This window comes from Bradyrhizobium sp. AUGA SZCCT0177 (genome assembly GCF_018130125.1).
Taxonomy (GTDB): Bacteria; Pseudomonadota; Alphaproteobacteria; order Rhizobiales; family Xanthobacteraceae; genus Bradyrhizobium.
The window spans coordinates 161,317-181,217 of the sequence record NZ_JAFCMA010000003.1; the positions used below are offsets into that span (position 1 = coordinate 161,317).

General features: G+C 60.0%; 16 protein-coding genes. 13 read left to right on the forward strand and 3 right to left on the reverse strand.

The window, feature by feature from the left end; genetic code table 11:
* Positions 1 to 108: 108 nt before the first annotated feature.
* The 3 genes from carA to JQ597_RS04895 all read left to right on the forward strand — a co-directional run bounded on the left by carA (position 109) and on the right by JQ597_RS04895 (position 2,558).
* On the forward strand, positions 109 to 1,299 hold the full coding sequence (carA, locus tag JQ597_RS04885; protein ID WP_212263112.1) for a glutamine-hydrolyzing carbamoyl-phosphate synthase small subunit: 1,191 nt from the start codon (positions 109 to 111) through the stop codon (positions 1,297 to 1,299).
* Positions 1,300 to 1,467: 168 nt separating this feature from the next.
* Positions 1,468 to 1,962 carry a PaaI family thioesterase gene (locus tag JQ597_RS04890; RefSeq protein ID WP_212263113.1) on the forward strand — a complete coding sequence of 165 codons (495 nt, stop codon included), beginning with the start codon at positions 1,468 to 1,470 and terminating at the stop codon, positions 1,960 to 1,962.
* 68 nt (positions 1,963 to 2,030) lie between these two features.
* Positions 2,031 to 2,558, forward strand: coding sequence for a hypothetical protein (locus JQ597_RS04895; protein WP_212263114.1), 528 nt, complete (start codon positions 2,031 to 2,033; stop codon positions 2,556 to 2,558).
* 117 nt (positions 2,559 to 2,675) lie between these two features.
* Here JQ597_RS04895 and JQ597_RS04900 read toward each other — a convergent pair whose 3' ends face one another.
* Positions 2,676 to 3,785 (reverse strand): HlyD family secretion protein, encoded by a 1,110-nt coding sequence (locus JQ597_RS04900; protein WP_212263115.1) that lies wholly within the window; start codon positions 3,783 to 3,785, stop codon positions 2,676 to 2,678.
* A gap of 236 nt (positions 3,786 to 4,021) precedes the next feature.
* Here JQ597_RS04900 and JQ597_RS04905 point away from each other — a divergent pair, with 236 nt between their 5' ends.
* The 7 genes from JQ597_RS04905 to JQ597_RS04935 all read left to right on the forward strand — a co-directional run bounded on the left by JQ597_RS04905 (position 4,022) and on the right by JQ597_RS04935 (position 13,990).
* Positions 4,022 to 5,464 carry a DUF1254 domain-containing protein gene (locus tag JQ597_RS04905; protein WP_212263116.1) on the forward strand — a complete coding sequence of 481 codons (1,443 nt, stop codon included), beginning with the start codon at positions 4,022 to 4,024 and terminating at the stop codon, positions 5,462 to 5,464.
* 99 nt (positions 5,465 to 5,563) lie between these two features.
* Positions 5,564 to 7,006: a DUF1254 domain-containing protein gene (locus JQ597_RS04910; RefSeq protein ID WP_212263117.1), complete on the forward strand. Its 1,443-nt coding sequence runs from the start codon at positions 5,564 to 5,566 to the stop codon at positions 7,004 to 7,006.
* Positions 7,007 to 7,111: 105 nt separating this feature from the next.
* Complete coding sequence (locus JQ597_RS04915) at positions 7,112 to 8,554, forward strand: DUF1254 domain-containing protein (RefSeq protein WP_212263118.1); 1,443 nt, start codon at positions 7,112 to 7,114, stop codon at positions 8,552 to 8,554.
* Between the two features lie 108 nt (positions 8,555 to 8,662).
* Positions 8,663 to 10,093 (forward strand): DUF1254 domain-containing protein, encoded by a 1,431-nt coding sequence (locus tag JQ597_RS04920; protein WP_212263119.1) that lies wholly within the window; start codon positions 8,663 to 8,665, stop codon positions 10,091 to 10,093.
* Between the two features lie 124 nt (positions 10,094 to 10,217).
* Positions 10,218 to 11,141, forward strand: a complete 924-nt coding sequence (locus JQ597_RS04925; RefSeq protein ID WP_212263248.1) for a formylglycine-generating enzyme family protein — start codon at positions 10,218 to 10,220, stop codon at positions 11,139 to 11,141.
* A complete protein-coding gene (locus JQ597_RS04930) occupies positions 11,138 to 12,853 on the forward strand; it encodes an arylsulfatase (RefSeq protein ID WP_249133630.1) in 1,716 nt (571 codons plus the stop codon). The genes JQ597_RS04925 and JQ597_RS04930 overlap by 4 nt, the downstream gene beginning before the upstream one ends.
* A 93-nt stretch (positions 12,854 to 12,946) precedes the next feature.
* Positions 12,947 to 13,990: an HAD family hydrolase gene (locus JQ597_RS04935; RefSeq protein ID WP_212263120.1), complete on the forward strand. Its 1,044-nt coding sequence runs from the start codon at positions 12,947 to 12,949 to the stop codon at positions 13,988 to 13,990.
* 78 nt (positions 13,991 to 14,068) lie between these two features.
* Here JQ597_RS04935 and JQ597_RS04940 read toward each other — a convergent pair whose 3' ends face one another.
* Positions 14,069 to 14,371: a hypothetical protein gene (locus JQ597_RS04940; protein WP_212263121.1), complete on the reverse strand. Its 303-nt coding sequence runs from the start codon at positions 14,369 to 14,371 to the stop codon at positions 14,069 to 14,071.
* A 278-nt stretch (positions 14,372 to 14,649) separates the two neighbouring features.
* Between JQ597_RS04940 and JQ597_RS04945 the strand changes: the two genes are divergently transcribed.
* Positions 14,650 to 15,747 carry a mandelate racemase/muconate lactonizing enzyme family protein gene (locus JQ597_RS04945; protein ID WP_212263122.1) on the forward strand — a complete coding sequence of 366 codons (1,098 nt, stop codon included), beginning with the start codon at positions 14,650 to 14,652 and terminating at the stop codon, positions 15,745 to 15,747.
* Positions 15,748 to 16,108: 361 nt separating this feature from the next.
* On the opposite strand, the gene JQ597_RS04950 is transcribed toward JQ597_RS04945, so the two are convergent.
* Positions 16,109 to 16,750, reverse strand: a complete 642-nt coding sequence (locus JQ597_RS04950) for a tyrosine-type recombinase/integrase (RefSeq protein WP_502754249.1) — start codon at positions 16,748 to 16,750, stop codon at positions 16,109 to 16,111.
* Between the two features lie 392 nt (positions 16,751 to 17,142).
* On the opposite strand from JQ597_RS04950, the gene JQ597_RS04955 reads away from it, so the two are divergent.
* Together JQ597_RS04955 and JQ597_RS04960 are read left to right on the forward strand one after the other, a co-directional pair.
* Positions 17,143 to 19,113: an AMP-binding protein gene (locus tag JQ597_RS04955; RefSeq protein WP_212263124.1), complete on the forward strand. Its 1,971-nt coding sequence runs from the start codon at positions 17,143 to 17,145 to the stop codon at positions 19,111 to 19,113.
* Positions 19,110 to 19,895 carry an ABC transporter ATP-binding protein gene (locus JQ597_RS04960; RefSeq protein WP_212263125.1) on the forward strand — a complete coding sequence of 262 codons (786 nt, stop codon included), beginning with the start codon at positions 19,110 to 19,112 and terminating at the stop codon, positions 19,893 to 19,895. The genes JQ597_RS04955 and JQ597_RS04960 overlap by 4 nt, the downstream gene beginning before the upstream one ends.
* Positions 19,896 to 19,901: the final 6 nt, after the last annotated feature.

The window sequence follows — 19,901 nt, forward strand, 5'->3', positions numbered from 1 at the left end:
CTCCAGATTAGGCTGGTGGCACAGCCTGTCAAATATGCAGTGAAACGCGTGTGAATCCGCGTTTTTGGGGGTTCACGCGGCCGGGTACGCCGACTATGTAATGCGCTCATGACAATCCCTGAAAACTCGTCAGCCTGGCCGGACCTCAAACCGACCGCGCTCCTCGTGCTCGCCGATGGCACCGTGCTGGAAGGCTTTGGCCTCGGCGCGGAAGGCCAGGCGGTCGGCGAAGTCTGCTTCAACACCGCGATGACCGGTTATGAGGAGATCCTCACCGATCCCTCCTATGCCGGGCAGCTCATCACCTTCACTTTCCCGCATATCGGCAACGTCGGCACCAACGACGAGGATATCGAGACGGTGAACATGGCGGCGACGCCGGGCGCGCGCGGCGTCATCCTGCGCTCCGCCATCACCGATCCTTCGAACTACCGCTCGGCCAAACATCTCGACGCCTGGCTCAAGGCGCGCGGCATCATCGGCCTTTCCGGCATCGACACCCGCGCGCTGACCGCGCTGATCCGCTCCAAGGGCATGCCGAATGCCGTGATCGCGCACGCCAAGGACGGCAAGTTCGACCTGCACGGCCTCAAGGAAGAAGCGCGCGAATGGCCCGGCCTCGAAGGCATGGACCTGGTGCCGATGGTGACCTCGGCTCAGCGCTTCACCTGGGACGAGACGCCATGGGGCTGGGAAAAGGGCTTTGGCCGCCAGACCGCGCCCGAATTCAACGTGGTCGCGATCGATTACGGCATCAAGCGCAACATCCTGCGGCTGCTCGCGGGCGAGGGCTGCAAGATCACCGTGGTGCCGGCGACCACATCAGCCGAAGACATCTTGGCGATGAAGCCGGACGGCGTGTTTCTCTCTAACGGCCCCGGCGATCCCGCCGAGACCGGCAAATACGCGGTGCCTGTGATCAAGCAGGTGATCGATTCGGGCACGCCGACCTTCGGCATCTGCCTCGGCCACCAGATGCTGGGCCTCGCCGTCGGCGCCAGGACCAAGAAGATGCATCAGGGCCATCACGGCGCCAATCATCCGGTCAAGGACGAGACCACCGGCAAGGTGGAAATCACGTCCATGAACCACGGCTTTGCGGTGGACGAAAAGACCCTGCCGAAGGGCGCCACCCAAACCCACATCTCGCTGTTCGACGGCTCCAATTGCGGCATCCAGCTCGACGGCAAGCCGGTGTTCTCGGTGCAGTACCACCCGGAAGCCTCACCCGGCCCGCGGGATTCGCATTATCTGTTCAAGCGGTTCGCCGATTTGATGCGGGCGAACAAGAAGGCGTAGCCCGCACTCCCCTTTCCTTCATCATCATGCCCGGGCTCGTCCCGGGCATTGTTTTTTGTGAGTGCGAGGATGACTCGGGGCATGACGAGATATCATGTGACGAATGGCCTGTTGCCGCGCTATCTGCTATAGTATGATCATCGACATTCAAAGTAAGGAATGAGCACCATGGACAGCTCCGCCGCCCCCAAGGTCGAATACGGCGTGACACCGACTGATGTGATGGCGTCGATGACGGGTCTTGAGTTCGTCCGCGCGATCTTCGAGGGCAAACTGCCGGCGCCGCCGATCATGGAGAATGTCGAGCCGTTCGATTCCACCGCCGAGAACGGCGTCGTGACCTTTCACAGCGTGCCGGGCTTCCGGCACTACAACCCGATCGGCTCGGTACATGGCGGCTACGCCGCGATCCTGCTGGATTCCGCGATGGGGTTGGCAGTCCACACCACGCTGCCGGCCGGCACCGGCTACACCACGCTGGAATTCAAGATCTCCTTCATCAAGGGCATGACCAAGGATACCGGCCCTGTGAAGTCGGAAGGCCGCACGCTGAGCGTCGGCCGCCGCGCCGCCACCGCGGAAGCGCGCATCACCGATTCCAAGGGCCGCCTGCTCGCCCACGCCACCACGACCTGCCTGGTGTTTGAAATCCCGAAAGCATGAGCCAAGGGAACGCGAGGCCCTGACAGCGGTTGAATCCCGACGTATGGTTTGTACGTGGGAGAACGATCATGTCCGTCGTCAGCGAAGACCATCAGCCGCTCACCTTCGACTTCGTCGATGACGGCCTGGTGCCGAACAGCAAGATGCCGTTCCTGGTCTACAAGCGCGCGATCGACGTCGATAACGATCACCCCGAAAAAACCATCGAGGGCCTGTTCGGCGCCAATGGCTGGGGCGCGATGTGGCGCAACGGCGTCTATGATTATTTGCACTACCACGCCACCGTGCACGAAGTGCTCGGGGTCGCCCGCGGCAACGCCATCGTGCGGTTCGGCGGCGACAATGGCACGGAGCTTGCGATCGCGGCCGGTGACGTCGCGATCCTGCCCGCCGGCACCGGGCATCAATGCCTGTCGTCGAGCGCTGATTTTTCCGTCGTCGGCGCCTATCCGCCCGGCCCGCCGGCCGAAATCACGCGCGCGACGCCGGAGAACCACGCCAAGGCGTTGAAGACGATTCCGAACGTGAAACTGCCGAAGGCCGATCCGGTGATGGGGACGAATGGACCGCTGGTGAAACTGTGGAAGCGCGGGTGATACTGCGGTTCGAACGGGATTGCGACGATTTGTCCTGTGTCGTCTGGGGTACGATTATCTGGCACAAAATGCATAGACGGCGCGCGCCACCGTTCGCGAAGACGCAGATCGGCGCAGCTAGAGATACGCCGTATAGGAACTGATCCACACCAGGATCGACGCAAGAAGGCCGATCACGCCCGCCTTCTCGGAAAATGCAGTTGCACTGCCGGACATTCCCAGACGCAGCGACTCCCGGCTCATCCCGTCAGGGATCGAGATCTCCGCCGGAAACACCGTCGCCCCGCCGAACGTATTGGTGCGCGCGAGCGTTCCCGACACGGCGATCTGCCCCTGGCCGATGCCCCTCGGAATGGCGGTGATCTTCGCGTGATAGATGCGTCCCGGGACGTTGTCGAAAACGATATCGACAGCGGTGCCTTCCTTGATGGTTTGAAAGCCGTTCTGAGAAAACATTCCAACCAGCGTGATCTCCTTCTCGACGATGAACGACATCGCCGAGTGCAACTGCAGCGCGCGATCACCGACGGTCAAGGCGACGACGGTGACATAGCCGTCGGCCGGCGCACGAATGGTCGTCTGCGACAATTCCCAATTGGCATTGTCGAGCTGCGCCTGTAGCTGCGCGACTGATGTGTTGACGCCGCCGATCTCGGAATCCATCGCGAGCTTGGCGCTCTGCTGCGCGGCCTTGGCGGCGCCGAGCTGCGCCGACACGGTTTCGTACTGGACCTGCTTGTCCTGCGCCTGAAACTGCGAGTTGGCATCATCAGCGGCAAGTGTCTGGATATCGTCGAGCCGCTTCTTGTTGTAGGCGACCTGCGTGGTGAGCCCGCTGACATTCGCCGTTGCCTGCTCGTAATTCGCTTTCAGTATCTCGGTTTGCTGCTTTGCAGCAGCGAGCGAGGCCTGCAACTGCGAGACCTTGTATTGAAACGGCGCCGGGTCGATTTGAAACAGCACATCGTTGGCTTTGACCGGCACGTTCCGCCTGACCGGGATTGCAACAATTTGCCCGGTCACATTCGGCGTCACCTCCACCACGCGGCCGGTGACCGTCACGCGCCCTGACGGCGTCAGATAATTAAAAAGCGCGAGAAATGCCGCGAGAAGAAATACTCCGACAGCGATCGAGACCGTCCCGGACAACCAGCCCCAACGCACCAGCTTGAATTTCGAGAACAAGGCCCACAGCGCGACGAGGTAGAGGCACAAAATAATGACCATGGCTGGTCCTCATTATTGGTTTGTGCTAAATTTGCTCCCGGAGGTAGCTGAAGACACGATTCAACCGTTAGCTTCATTGCTCCTGTTTTTCCAGCATCTTGTTTTGATCCTGCATACGCCGCGAGGCGTTTTATGCAGCCATGCAGCACGTTCTCCCGCATACGCAATCTCTTGCACACGCAATCTCTCTCGCTTCAGAGCGAGAATGCTTTCAAGCCGAGATAGGAGACAGCACCATGTTGACGAAACGCGACCTGCTTCGTTCCGCAGCGCTAGCTGCACTGACAGTTACGACGATGACGCCCATCCCGGCCAATGCGCAGGCCAAAGCCGAATGGCCTGACATCCGCGAGGCCAAGGCCATCGCCGAAGAAGGCTTCATCTATGGCCTTCCCATCGTAATGAACTACGCTGTCATGTACGAATATTCGGTCGACAGGAATTCGGGGCAATTCAAGGCACCATTCAATCAGATTAAAAACGAGGCGCGCGTCTTTACCTACAAGGACACCTCGATCGTCACCCCCAACAGCGATACACCCTATTCCTTCCTCTGGATGGATCTGCGCGCGGAGCCGATGGTGTTGTCGGTGCCGGCGGTGGAAAAGGGCCGCTACTACGCGGTGCAACTTGAAGACGGCAATACCTACAATTACGGCTACATCGGCAGCCGCGCGACCGGTACCGAAGCGGGCGACTACATGGTCGCCGGCCCGGGTTGGAACGGTACGCCCCCGCCTGACATCAAGAAGGTATTTCGATCCACGACGCAGTTCTCGGTCGCGGGGTATCGCACCCAGTTGTTCGGTGCGGACGATATGCCCAACGTTGAGAAGGTCCAGGCGGGCTACAAGGCCCAGCCGCTCTCGGCCTATCTGAAGCAACCAACGACGACTGCGGCGGCCGCTATAGACTTCCCCAAGGTCGACAAGGAATTGGTGAAGAAAAACTTCTTTGAGTATCTCGACTTTTCCTTGCAGTTCGCGCCGGCGACGCCGGACGAAGCGGAAATCCGCGCCAAGCTCGCGCGCATCGGCGTCGGCCCCGGCAAGACCTTTGATTTCAAGGACCTCCCGATCGCGCACAAGCTCGAGATCGGCCTTGGCATGAAAGACGGCGAGGAGAAGGTCGACAAGTACCTCGAGAACGGCTTCAAGAATATCAACGGATGGAAGATCGGATCGTTCTTCGGAGATCGCGAGTTTTTCAACGGCAACTGGCTGCTGCGGGCGGCGGCCGCCAAGGGCGGCATCTATGGCAACGACGCCGTGGAAGCCGTGTACCCCTTCACCAAGAATCTGGCCAACGGCGACGTCCTCGATGGCTCCAAGCACAAATACGCGATCACTTTCCCCGCCGGTCAGCTTCCGCCTGTCAATGCGTTCTGGTCGGTGACCATGTACGACGGCAAGAGCCAGTTGCTGATCGAAAACCCGATCAACCGCTACCTGATCAACTCGCCGATGCTATCAGGCATGAAGAAGAATGCCGACGGGTCCCTCACGCTGCATGTTCAAAAGGACGCCCCCGGCGCCGACAAGGAATCCAACTGGCTACCGGCGCCGAACGGACCGATTTACCTGGTGATGCGGCTGTACTGGCCGAAGACCGAAGCGCCGTCCGTCCTGCCCCCGGGCAACGGCACATGGCAGCCGCCAGCGATCGTGGCGACGCAGTAGCGTTGCGGCAGAAAGGCCGCGTGGGACTCGTTGTCACCGTGATCCCGCGCGTGCCCCCGAAACAATCAGCCCAAGCGGTGAAGACAGAGGAGTGTTCACATGATCACGAAACGCGATCTGCTCCGTGCCGCAGCGCTGGCTGCGATGACAGTTACCACCATGACGCCGGTTCCGGCGAGCGCGCAGGCCAAGGCGGAATGGCCCGACATCATCGAGGCCAAAAGAATTGCTGAGGAAGGCTTCATCTATGGCCTGCCGATCGTGATGAACTACGCTGTGATGTACGAATTCTCCGTGGACACGAAGAACAGCCAGTTCAAGGCGCCGTTCAATCAGATCAAAAACCTGGCGTATGTCGCGACGTACAAGGACACCGCAGTCGTGACGCCCAACAGCGACACGCCATACTCCACGCTTTGGTTCGATCTGCGCGCCGAGCCGATGGTTGTTTCGGTGCCGGCCGTTGAGAAGAGCCGCTATTACACGGTGCAGCTGATCGACGGCAACACCTTCAATTTTGGCTATATCGGCAGCCGCGCGACCGGCAGCGACGCCGGAGACTACATGGTCGTTGGGCCGAACTGGCAGGGCGCCACTCCGCCCGGAATCAAGAAGGTCTTCCAGTCCTCGACCCAGTTTGCCTTCGCGGCCATTCGCACGCAGCTCTTCAATCCGGAAGATATGCCGAATGTCGTGAAGGTCCAGGCCGGCTACAAGGCGCAGCCGCTATCGGCCTATCTCAAGCAGCCGGTAACGACCGCTTCGGCCGCGATCGACTTTCCCAAGGTCGATGCGGAGCTGGTGAAGAAGAACTTCTTCGAATATCTCGACTTCGCGCTGCAGTTTGCGCCGGCGGGCCCGGAAGAACGCACCATTCGCGAGAAGCTCGCGCGCATCGGCGTCGGCGCGGGCAAGACCTTCAACTTCAAGGATCTTCCGCTCGAACACAAACTCGAAGTCGGGCTCGGGATGAAGGAAGGCGAGGAGAAGGTTGAAAAGTATCTTGCTGGTGGACAGAAAGACGTCAACGGATGGAAAATCGGATCGCTGTTCGGTGACCGGCTGTTCTACAGCGGCGATTGGCTGAAGCGGGCCGCAGCTGCAAAAGGCGGCATTTATGGCAACGACGCCGCGGAAGCCGTCTACCCCATGACCAAAACGCTTGCCAACGGCGAAGTCCTCGACTCTTCAAAGCACAAATACACAGTCACTTTTCCTGCCGGACAGTATCCGCCGGTCGAGGCGTTCTGGTCGGTGACGATGTATGACGGCAAGAGCCAACTGCTGATCGAGAATCCGATCAACCGATATCTGATCAATTCGCCGATGCTGCCCGGCATGAAGAAGAATCCGGACGGCTCTCTCACGCTGCATCTCCAGAAAGATTCACCCGGCGCCGACAAGGAATCCAACTGGCTGCCGGCGCCGAACGGCGAAATGTACCTGGTGATGCGGCTCTATTGGCCGAAGACCGAAGCGCCGTCGATCCTGCCGCCGGGCGAAGGCACCTGGCAGCCGCCGGCGATCGTGGCGCTGCAATAGCGTTGCGCCGAGAGGCAGCGCGGGACCCGTCATTACCGCGATCCCGCGCGTGCCCCGAGATTCAGGATCGAATCCGCGCTCGAACCCAGGCAAGGGAATGTTCACATGATTACAAAACGCGACCTTCTTCGTTCCGCAGCGCTTGCTGCATTCACCGTCTCGACGGCGAATTCCATCCCGGCGCAAGCGCAGACGAGTGCCGAGCGTCCAGGCTTCTTCAAGGCAAAGGACATCGCCGAGGCGGGCTTCATCTTCGGCCTGCCAATCGTGATGAACTACGGCATCATGTATGAATTCGCCATCGATCGCAGTTCGAGCCAGTTCAAGGCGCCGTTCAACCAGTTCAAGAACGACCCCAACGTCTTTACCTACAAGGACACCGCGGTCGTGACGCCGAACAGCGACACGCCCTATTCGATCGGGTGGATGGACTTCCGGGCGGAGCCCATCGTCATTTCCGTGCCGGCGATCGACCCGAAGCGCTACTATTCGGTCCAACTCTGTGACGGCAACACGTATAATTATGGCTACATCGGCACCCGCGCCACCGGAAGCGAGGCCGGAGATTATCTGGTTGTCGGCCCGGACTGGAAGGGCGCAACGCCTCCCGGAATCAAGAAGGTCTTCCAGTCGAGCACCCAGCTATCGATCGTCATCTTCCGCACCCAGCTTTTCAACGCTGGCGATATCGACAACGTCAAGAAGGTGCAGGCCGGCTACAGGATGCAGCCACTTTCCACCTATCTGAAACAGCCGACGACGACGGCCGCGACGGCCATCGACTTTCCGAAGATCGACAAGGAGCTCGTGAAAACCAACTTCTTCGAGTATCTCGATTTTGCGCTGCAGTTTGCGCCCGTGCAGGAAAACGAGAAGGAGATCCGCGCCGCGCTCGCGAAGATCGGCGTCGGCCCCGGCAAGACCTTTAACTTCAAGGACCTGCCGCTGGAGCAAAAGCTCGAGATTGGCCTCGGCATGAAGGAAGGCGAGAAGAAGGTCGAGGAAGGCGTTGCCAAGGCCGGCACGACCATCAACGGCTGGCAGGTCAGCGCGTTGCCGGGCGATAACGCCCACTACAATGGCGACTGGCTCAAGCGCGCCGTCGCCGCCAAGGCCGGTATCTACGGCAATAATCCGGCGGAAGCGACCTATCCGCTCACCCGCATCGATGGCGACGGCCGGACGCTCGATGGCAGCAAGCACAATTACACCCTGACATTCCCGCCGGGCCAGGAGCCACCAGTCAACGCGTTCTGGTCGCTCACCATGTATGACGGCAAGTCGCAGCTCCTGATCGAAAATCCGATCAACCGCTATTTGATCAATTCGCCGATGCTTCCGGATATGAAGAAGAACGCGGACGGGTCACTGACGCTCTACATCCAGAACAAATCGCCGGGTGCGGACAAGGAATCGAACTGGCTGCCGGCACCGAACGACACGATCTACCTGGTCATGCGGCTCTACTGGCCGAAGACGGAGTCACCTTCGATCCTCCCGCCAGGCGAAGGCACCTGGAAGCCGCCGGCCGTCGTGGCGGCGAAGTAGCGTTCAGACCGAAGGCACCGCGGGACTCGTCATCGTGATCCCGCGCGTGTCCAGGCTCGGAAGGCAAGTGAAAGCAAATTTGAGTGCCGTTTTGCACGGGAGTGAGTCATGAAAGCTGTACTCACACGAACGCTTTGCGGCGCTGTACTGACTTTTGCATTGACCGCCGTATTCGCACCAGCCGGCGCCCAGCAGACGAGCCTGTCGAAATTCTCCACCGAACAACTCGCCAATCGAATGCTGGAACGCCGCGCCGTGGACGCCGTCATCTGGGGCATGCCCATCGTCAGCTTCGACTCGCTTCGGCAAGCCTACTTCCGCGACGGCAAGGCGAAATACGGCGACATCATCTGGTGGCCCAAAGGCAGCACCTGGAAGAACCAGTCGTTCACCGTCAATACAACCCTTCGCTACCTTTTTGCCTTCTTCAACATAAAAGACGATGGGCCGATGGTTCTGGACCTGCCGCCGGCGGCGAATGGGTCCAGCTTCCTGGGCACCATTTGCGATGCCTGGCAGGTACCGCTCACCGACGTCGGGTTCGAGGGCAAAGGTGGCAAATACCTGGTGCTGCCACCCGACTACACGGGCGAGGTGCCGGCCGGCTATATCCCCGTGCGTTCCAAGACCTACAACACATTCGCCGGCCTCCGCTCCATCCTGGAGAGCAACTCGGAAGAGGACGTGCGCAGGGGTGACGCGCTGGTGAAGCAGATCAAGGTCTACCCCTTGGCCGAGGCCAGTAACCCGCCTGCGCCGCGGTTCGTGGATATGACCAACACCCTCTATGACGGCCTCGCGCGATTCGACGAAAGCTTTTACACCAGCCTTGCCCGCATGCTGAATGAGGAGACGGTACAGCCCCAGGATCTGCAGATGATGGGCATGCTCCGACCACTCGGCATCGAGAAGGGCAAGGAGTTCAAGCCCGATGCCGCGACCGTGGCACAGTTGAAGTCCGCCGCGGCGGAAGCCGGTGCCTGGCTCCTCGGACAGCAGTCTAAGATCGGTGAAGACTGGTGGCCGGGCAGCCAGTGGAAATTGCTGGTCCCGCCGATTGGCCCGCAGACGGGATTCAAGTGGGCCGTGCCAAACTATTTCGACGTGGATACGCGCGGCGCTGCTTTCGCCGGCTTCTTCCTGCCTCCCGCGAAGCTCGGCGGAGGCAGCTTCTACCTTGCCGCGTACTTCGACAACGGCGGCCAGCCTTTGCGTGGCGAGAATCCCTATCGACTGCACGTTCCCGCCAATGTTCCGGTAAGCCAGTTCTGGGCTGTGACCATTTACAACGCTGAAACGTCGGCCCTCTTCCTCAACCTGCCACGCCCGACCCTGGATTCATTGGACAAAGGCCTGCGCAAGAACGCCGACGGCTCGGTGGACATCCACTTTGGATCGCAGGCGCCCGCCGGTCAGGAGTCGAACTGGATTTTCACGCCGACGGGGACGAGCTGGTTCCCCTGGTTTCGATTCTACGGTCCTGAGAAGGCGGTTTTCGACAAGAGTTGGAAGATGCCCGACATCGAACAGGTGAAATGATCTGCGAATAAACGGCTATAGCCCAGTCTCTGCCACTTCCTGAGGACTAGCAGCTTTGAGCACGATTCAATTCGACAACGAAAGCGCTGATGCCAAGGCAGGTGAACATCCTCATCATCCGGGGATGGTCCTGATTCCCGGCGGCACGTTCCGCATGGGATCGGACAAGCATTATCCCGAGGAAGCGCCAGTTCATTCCGTGACAGTCGATGAATTTTTCATCGACCGCACGCCGGTGACGAACAGGGAGTTCAAGGAATTCGTGAGGGCGACCGGCCACGTCACGTTCGCCGAAATCCCGCCCGACCCGAACGACTATCCCGGCGCGCTGCCTCACATGATCTATGCCGGCTCGCTGGTGTTTTCGCCTCCGGCGCAGACCGTTGATCTCCGCGACTGGAGCCGATGGTGGCAATTCATGAATGGCGCCGACTGGCGCCACCCTTATGGCCCGAAGAGCAACATCAACGTGCTCGACAATCATCCTGTCGTGCACGTCGCTTATTCCGACGCGCTCGCCTTTGCGCGCTGGGCCGGCAAGGATATTTCGACCGAAGCCGAGTGGGAGTTCGCCGCGCGCGGCGGATTGGCTGAGGCAGAATATGCCTGGGGCGAGGAGTTCACGCCAGGCGGCCAGCATCTTGCCAATACCTGGCAGGGAGAATTCCCGAAGCAAAATCTCTGCACCGACGGCTTCGAGCGCACATCGCCAGTCACGGCCTTTCCGCCGAACGGCTACGGCATTCACGACATGATCGGGAATGTCTGGGAATGGACGTCCGACTGGTATTCGCAAAAGCACGAAGCAGATGCGCCAAAGGCGTGCTGCATTCCCCATAATCCGCGAGGCGGATCAGAGGCTGCGAGCCACGACTCTCGTCAGCCGAATATCAGAATTCCACGCAAGGTGCTTAAAGGCGGCTCGCACCTGTGCGCCCCGAACTATTGCCGCCGCTATCGTCCTGCCGCGCGTCATGCCGAGCCTATCGACACCTCGACTAGCCACGTCGGCTTCAGGTGCATCATCAGGAAAAGGAGTGCGTCATGAGTAAGGACAAGATTCCGGGAACGTCCGAACCCGGCACAAAGCCGATCGGCGGAGGATTGAAACGCCGCGATCTCTTGTTGAGCGGCAGTTCTCTCATCGCCGCTTCGGCGCTCTCGGCCGTCGGCCTAACAAGCGCTGCGCAAGCGCAGCAACAACCAGCGGCGCCCCCACCTGTTGCGGCCGGGCAGCGGCCCAACATTGTCGTCATCATGGGCGACGACATCGGCATCTGGAATATCGGCGCCTACCACCGCGGCATGATGGCTGGGCGGACGCCGAACCTCGACAAAATAGCCGCCGAAGGCATGCTGTTCACCGATTATTACGCAGAGGCGAGCTGTACGGCGGGTCGTGCCAACTTCATCACCGGCGAGCTGCCGATCCGCACCGGCATGACCACTGTCGGCCAGGCTGGCGCCCCCACCGGCTTGCCGGCGGAGGCCGTGACCATTGCCGCCGCGCTGAAAGGTATGGGCTACGCCACCGGCCAGTTCGGCAAGAATCACCTTGGCGACAAGAACGAGTTTCTGCCGACCGTGCATGGCTTCGACGAATTCTTCGGCTACCTGTACCACCTCGACGCGATGGAAGACCCGGCGCACCCCGCCTACCCGCAGGAGCTGTTGAACACAGTTGGCCCACGCAACATGGTCCACTCGTGGGCGACCAACGTGGACAATGCCACCGTGGATCCGCGCTGGGGCAAGGTCGGCAAGCAGAGGATCGAGGACGCCGGGACGCTTTATCCGAAGCGAATGGAAACCGTGGACGACGAAATCCGCGATCTTGCCTTGAAGTTCATCGAAAAGGCCAAGGCCGACAACAAGCCGTTCTTCCTGTGGCTCAACCCGACCCGCATGCACATCGTCACGCACCTGTCGCCCAAGTACCAGGCGTTACGCAACTCCAAGAACGGCTGGACCATCCATGAGGCCGGCATGGCACAGCTCGACGACGACGTCGGCATCGTGATGCAGAAGCTCAAGGACATGGGTGTCGATGACAACACCATCGTCGTCTTTACCACCGACAACGGCACCGAGGTATTCACCTGGCCCGATGGCGGACAGACGCCATTCGCCCAGAGCAAAGGCACGGTCATGGAAGGTGGCTTTCGCGCGCCGGCGATGATCCGCTGGCCCGGCAAGGTGCCGGCAGGCAAGGTCGAGAACGGCATTATCTCCGGGCTCGATTGGTTTCCAACCTTCGTGGCCGCCGCCGGTAATCCGAACATTGTCGAGGAATTGAAGAAGGGCAAGCACATCGGTGACAGGACCTACAAATGTCATCTGGACGGCTACAACCAGATGGACATGATCACCGGCAAGGGACCGTCAAATCGGAACGAAATATGGTACTTCGGCGAAAGCGAACTGGGTGCCGTACGCATCGGCGACTACAAGTATCGTTTCATCGACCAGCCCGGCGGCTGGCTAGGTGAAAAGACCAAGCCTGACATACCCTATCTGACCAACCTTCGTCTTGATCCGTTCGAGCGCACGGGCTGGCCCGGTAGCGGGTCCAAATACGGAGCGCAACAATACTTCGACTGGTTCAAGTACGAATTCTGGCGCTTCGTGTTTGTCCAGCAGCAGGTCGAGAAGCTGGCCATGACTGCGATCGAGTTTCCGCCGATGCAGAGGGGTGCGAGCTTTAACCTCGATGCCGTGAAAGCGAAGATCGAGGCCGCCAGAACGGCAGTGGGCAAATAAGGATTTGATGATCGTAATGGCGGACGGCCTGCGTATGGGCCGCCCGCCAAACTCTCTTGATCGTTGCGTTCTTTACTGTGAAAGGAACCAACTATGTCAATGCCGCAAGTTTCCTTCGGCGTCAGCCGCCGCATCCTGCTCTTGGCCTTGGCTTTGCTCGCGGCGCTGATCGGACCGCTGCCTCCCATATCCGTGATGGCGCAAACTCCCGCGATCGATCCGCTGCCGTCATGGAATGATACGGCGACCAAAACGTCCATCGTCACGTTCGTCGAGCGCGTGACGAAGCAAGGCTCGCCAGACCTCGTGCCGCCTGCCGAGAGAATTGCCACCTTCGACAATGACGGCACCCTGTGGGCGGAGCAGCCGATCTATTTCCAGTTTGCCTTCGCACTCGACCGCGTCAAGGCGCTCGCCCCGCTGCATCCGGAGTGGAAGGACAAGGAGCCGTTTGCCTCGCTGCTCAAGGGCGACCTTAAAGGCGCGCTCGCCGGCGGCGAGGCTGCTATTTTCGAAATCCTCACCGTCACGCATTCCGGAATGACCACGGATGAATTCGAGAAGATCGTGAGCGACTGGATCACTACGGCGAAGCATCCAGTCACCAAGCGGCTCTACACCGAGATGGTCTATCAGCCGATGCTGGAACTGCTCGCCTATCTGCGCGGCAACGGCTTCAAGACGTTCATCGTCTCCGGCGGCGGCATCGACTTCATGCGCGTCTTTGCCGACAGGGTCTATGGCGTTCCGCCCGAGCAAGTGGTGGGCAGCAGCGGCAAGCTGAGCTTCGAGCTACGCGACGGCAAGCCGGTCCTCGTAAAACTGCCGGAGCTTAATTTCAACGACGACAAGACTGGCAAGCCCATCGGCATCCAGATGCATATCGGCCGGCAACCGATCGCGGCATTCGGCAATTCCGACGGCGACCTGCAAATGCTCGAATGGGCCAAGGGAGGCGGCGGCGTCCGCTTCGCCCTCCTCGTGCACCATACCGACGCCGAGCGGGAATGGGCCTACGACCGCAATTCTTCCATTGGCCGCCTCGACAAGGCGCTCGACGCTGCACAGGCGATGGGCTGGACCGTTGTCGACATGAAGAACGACTGGAAGAAGATATTTCCGTTTGGCAGCAAATGAACATGACGTTCTCGATCTCGCCGATGGCGCCCACCAGCACGGTGACGCCGACGCGCCGAACCATCACGAAGTGACGGATCAACGCGCCCACTGTCCCATCTGGAGGCATGTCTGCAGGCTGACGTAACTTGGCGTGCCGCCAATGCTCTCCTGCGAGACACAACTCGCGCGGCTGGGCGCAGGGAATTTCGACCACTGGCTTCCGAGCTGCTGGCGCGCTTTCTGTTCATCGCTGATGCAAGTCTTGAGCGACTGATCGACGGTGAGTCCGGCGGTAGCGGCGATGTCGAGCTTGCAGTTTCGCGTGATATCGAACTTCGGCACTCCGTCAGCGACGGGCATAACCAATTGCGAACCCAATACGATCATAGAGACGGACATAGGCATTTCCGACCTCCTGCTGCTCTGGCTCGCTTGCATCGTAGCGCAAGCCGGCCGGACCGCTAGTCTTATTTCGCCGCGGCAGACATCCCTTCCCTTCACACGGGGGAGAGGGGAAAGGAGAACGGCCGTCATGCCGCAAAACCACCTCAAGACAATCGAGGCCCCCGCATTGGAGGCATGACGCACGGCGCTGGATCAGCGCCGGCGTTATGTGATTGACTTTGCCCTGTCCGAGATCAGGCCAACATGATCCGGCCAGCACAGGGAAACGTCCGATGACAGCCAACCCAGACATGACCATCCGCGACATCAGGGTGACGATGCTGCGCCTGCCCTGGGCCGACGATCCCTGGCTCAAGGGGCATGCGCTGGGCCCAACGCGCGACGTCCTGATCTGCGAGGTCGAGACCGCAGGCGGCGTCACCGGCATGGGCTATCTGTTCGTGTTCCGCCCGGGCATGAAGTCGATCGCCTCCTGTCTCGACGAGTGCATCATCCCGCGCGTGAAGGGCAAGGATGCCACCGCGATCGAGGCGATCTGGCGCGATCTGTGGACGGCGACGATGACCTATGGCCGCGGCGGCATCGCCGCGATGGCGATGTCGGCGATCGATATCGCGCTGTGGGATGCGGTGGGCAAGCGCGCCGGCCTGCCGCTGCACCGGCTGTGGGGCCATTATCGCTCGGAAATCCCGATCTACGGCTCGGGTTGTTTCCGCGGCGCCGGCGGCGACGGCATGATCGAGAAGGCGCTGCATTTCGTGAAGCAGGGCTACAAGGCGATCAAGATGCAGGTTGCGCATGTGCACACGCCCGCGCAGGACCTCGACAATGTACGCCGCATGCGCGAGGCGCTCGGGCCCGACATCGACATCATGATCGACGTCAATATGGGCTGGAGCGCCGATGTTGCTATCGAGATGGGACGCAAGTTCGAGAGTTACGACATTTACTGGCTCGAGGAGCCGGTGCCGGCCGACGATTTTGCCGGCTACCAGCGCATCGCCGCGGCGCTCGATATGCGTGTGGTCGGCGGCGAGACCCATTTCACGCGCTACGATCTGCGGCCGTTCTTTATCAATCCCTGCCTGCCGATCCTGCAGCCCGACCCGATGCGTGGCGGCATGACGGACCTTCGCAAGATCGCCGCACTGGCGGACACGTTTGGCATCACCATCGCGCCGCATCTGTTTCCCGAACTCAACGTGCACCTCTTGGCCTCGATCCCGAACGGCATCTGGTGCGAGAACATGGGGCTGATCGACGACCTCTGGGTCGATCCGCCTGACATTGCCAACGGCATGATCACGGCGCCGGAGCGGCCCGGACACGGGCTCCGGTTCAAGGACGAGGTGCTGAAGTTCAGGATTTAGTCTCTTCCCCTCTCCCCTTGTGGGAGAAGGTGGCGCGAAGCGCCGGATGAGGGGTCTCTGTCCTCATCTCGAGTCTTACCGTGAGGAGAGAGCCCCTCACCCGTCGCCTCACTACGTGAGGCGCCACCCTCTCCCACAAGGGGAGAAGGGAATTTCTCTTCGAAGCTTTTTCTCCATTAACTTCAATGGTCTGCTGATGTCGACTGCTAGCCTTTTTCCGTAGGCTGCATATAGGTAGCAAAATCATTCATCTCTTTCTGAGGTTAGCAGAGTGCAATCGAATGAGCGACATATCTCATCACGGCGGCAAAAGCCGGCGGTGACGGGTCGGGGCAGAGCGCGTTCGCTCTGCCCCGGTATCTTAGACATCAACCTGTTCAGCTATTGCCAGGGCGTCGTCGACCTCGATGCCGAGATACCTGACCGTGCTTTCGATCTTGGTATGCCCGAGCAAAAGCTGGACGGCCCGCAAGTTGCCAGTTCGCCGATAGATCAGGGTAGCTTTCGTGCGTCGTAGCGAGTGAGTCCCAAAAAGCCGCGCGTCCAACCCGACGCTCCCTATCCACTCCGATACGAGGCGCGCATATTGGCGGGTTGACATGGCGCCGTTCGCACCGCCATGAGCCGTGAACAGGAACTCTCCGGGCCTCTTGTTCGCAGCCTTCAGATAATCATCGACCGCCTGTCGGGTCTGTTCGGTCAATTCAAATCTGACCGGGTGTCCGGTCTTCTTTTGTCGTACCGTTGCGCGATCCGCAGTGTAGCCTCCGGCGGCGACATCCTCGACCCGGATGGCAACGACGTCGCACCCTCGAAGCTTGCTATCGATGGCCAGGTTGAACATGGCAAGGTCGCGAACGCGGCCTTCAATCTGAAGCTTCGTCCGGATTGACCAGACGTGTTTTGGTCGCAGCGGCGGCTTTGCCCCGGTCAGCTTGCCTTTGTTCCAGGGCAACCGTTTGTGAGCCGACGGGGTAGCATTCACTTGATCCAGCATGGCCATACTCCTCGGTTACGGGGAGGAGAGCATGTGCCATTGGCGAGACTTTCTCACCCTTCCGACACGGCGCAACAGTCGCTGCATGTCCGTTATCAGGGGTGAAGCGGAAGTCGTACGTTAACGCCGTCAGGGCAGCTTTTGACCCATCTCGGACACAAGGTGATTGCGTTGCGACACGCGCCCAATAGCCCATCCAACGGCCAATTCGCAACGAACACCCTTTCTCATTAATACTTAATACCTAATCAGCCGCGTCGGGGGCTGCCAAACTGGGCTTGTAGGACTTTCGATCCCTTGTATTGTGAGGAGAAGCATGCGCATGGCTGCTGCCTGAAGGGCGCAGGTCACCATAACCAAAGCGCGAACCAACGCGCCGTTTTTGGATGGAGGCCTATATGGCCGTTGGCGGATCGTTTGACACGTTCCCCAAGTTGCTTCTGCGAAATGCCGCGCAGTTTGGCAACCGTCCGGCGTTTCGGCATAAGGATCTTGGCGTCTGGCAGACGTGGACCTGGAGCCAGGTCGCCGAGATCGTGCATGCTCATGCCGCGGGCTTGCAGCGACTTGGATTGCAGCCAGGGGACACGATCGCCATCGTCGGTTCCAACCGGCCGAAGCTCTACTGGACCGTGATGGCAGCGCAGACGCTGCGCGCGATTCCGGTTCCGGTCTATTCAGATGCAGTGGCTGAGGAGCTTGCCTATGTCCTCGCTCACGCCGATGTCAGGTTTGTCGCGGCGCAAGATCAGGAGCAGGTCGATAAGGTTTTGTCCGTATCCGACCGGGTGCCGCATCTCCAGAAGATTGTTTACGACGAGCCGCGCGGACTCCGTGAGTACGATCACAGCCGATTGATCGCAATCCACGATGTCATCGAAGACGGTCGCGCCGCGCTCGCGGCCAACGCTGCGCTTGGCGGGCAGATCGATGAAATCATTTGGCAGAGTGAAGGTTCTGACATCTCGATCATCCTCTACACCTCGGGAACAACCGGCGCGTCGAAGGGCGTCATGCTGTCGGCGCGAGGCTGCATCGACGCTGTGACGGATACTGTCAGGTTCGATAGATTGACCGATAGCGACGTGGCGCTTGCCTATCTGCCGCTCGCCTGGGTGGGCGATCATTATCTCAACTATGCACAGGGCCTTGCCGCTGGGTTTTGCATGGCGTGCCCTGAGAGCGGTGAGACGGTCGAGCAGGATTTGCGCGAGATCGGACCAACCTTTTATTTCGCTCCGCCGCGCGTTTTCGAAAACATGCTGACGCGGGTGATGATCCGCATGCAGGACGCTGCGCCAATCAAGCGGCGAATGTTCGACTACTTCCTTGGCATTGCGCGACGGCATGGCGAGTCGATTTTGACCGGAAAACCAGTGCCGCTGTCAGGCCGGCTGCTCTACGCGCTCGGGCGCTTGATGCTCTACGAGCCCCTTAAAAACGTTCTTGGGCTGTCTCGCATACGCGTTGCCTATACTGCAGGTGAGGCCATCGGTCCGGATCTTTTCGCGTTTTACCGCTCGATCGGGTTGAACCTGAAGCAACTCTACGGTCAGACTGAAGCTTTCCTCTACGTCACCTGTCAGCCTGACGGGGAGATCTACTCCGATACTGTTGGGCCAGCGGCGCCGAATGTCGACATCCGCATTGCGGAATCAGGTGAGGTGCAGTTCCGTTCACCCGGCATGTTTGTCGGATATTTCAAGGATCAGGCGAAGACTGCGGAGACCCTGACGGCTGACGGTTACGTCAAGACCGGCGATGCCGGTTTCTTCGACGAGAAGACGGGACATCTGAAGATCATCGATCGCGCAAAGGATGTCGGCCGGCTGGTCGACGGCACGATATTTGCGCCGAAGTATCTCGAGAACAAATTGAAGTTCTTTCCCAACATCAAGGAAGCGGTCGCTTTCGGCGACTCCAGGGAGTTCGTTTGCGCCATTCTCAATATCGACCCGGCCGCTGTTGCAAACTGGGCCGAACGTAACAACGTTGCCTACGGTTCCTACCAGGAGCTGGCGGGGCATCCGCTGGTCTACGACATGGTGGCGAAAGATGTTGCCAAGGTGAACCGCTCCCTCGCGGAAGAAAAGGTGATGGCGAGCGCGCAGATTCGTCGCTTTCTCATTTTGCATAAGGAACTCGACGCGGACGATGGCGAATTGACCCGCACGCAGAAAGTTCGCCGCGGGTTCGTCGCCGAGCGCTATGCTCCACTGGTCACCGCGCTCTTCAACGGTTCGCATGAAGCCGACATTTCCACCGAAGTCACTTTTGAGGATGGCCGCAAGGGCGTGATCGCGGCGCGGGTCAAGATCCGCGACTTGCAAACAGCTGGTTCGACGGAATCTCTGGGGGAGGCCGCATGAGAGCGCCGGACACGAACGAAATCTTGCTTCAGGCTGAGGGCGTATCGCTGGCGTTTGGCGGCGTGAAAGCGCTGACGGACGTTTCGTTTGACATCAGGAAGGGCGAAATTCGCGCCATCATCGGACCGAATGGCGCCGGCAAAACCTCGATGCTCAACGTCATCAATGGCTTCTATCACCCGAATCATGGCGCCATCACCTTCAAGGGTCTGACCCGTGCCAGGATGCAGCCTTTCGAGGCGTCCCGTGGCGGTATCGCGCGCACCTTTCAGAACGTCGCACTGTTCAAGGGAATGAGCGCGCTCGACAATATTATGGCTGGCCGCACGCTGAGGATGCGCCGGGGCCTTCTGTGGCAGATGCTGCGTTACGGCCCTGCGCTGGCAGAGGAGATCGAGCATCGGCACCGGGTCGAGGAGATCATCGATTTCCTGGAAATTGAGGCGATCCGGAAGGTGCCGGTTGCGCGTTTGCCATACGGCCTGCAGAAACGCGTCGAACTCGGCCGTGCCCTTGCGATGGAGCCCGATCTTCTTCTCCTCGACGAGCCGATGGCAGGCATGAACCTCGAAGAGAAGGAGGACATGTCGCGGTTCGTCATCGACGTGAACGATCATTACGGCACGACCATCGCGCTGATCGAGCACGACATGGCTGTGGTGATGGATCTCTCCCATCGCGTGGTGGTGCTCGATCATGGCGTGAAGATCGCCGACGGCACGCCGGATGAAGTCAAGAGGAACCAGGCCGTCATCGACGCCTATCTCGGCGTCGCGCACTAAGGAGCA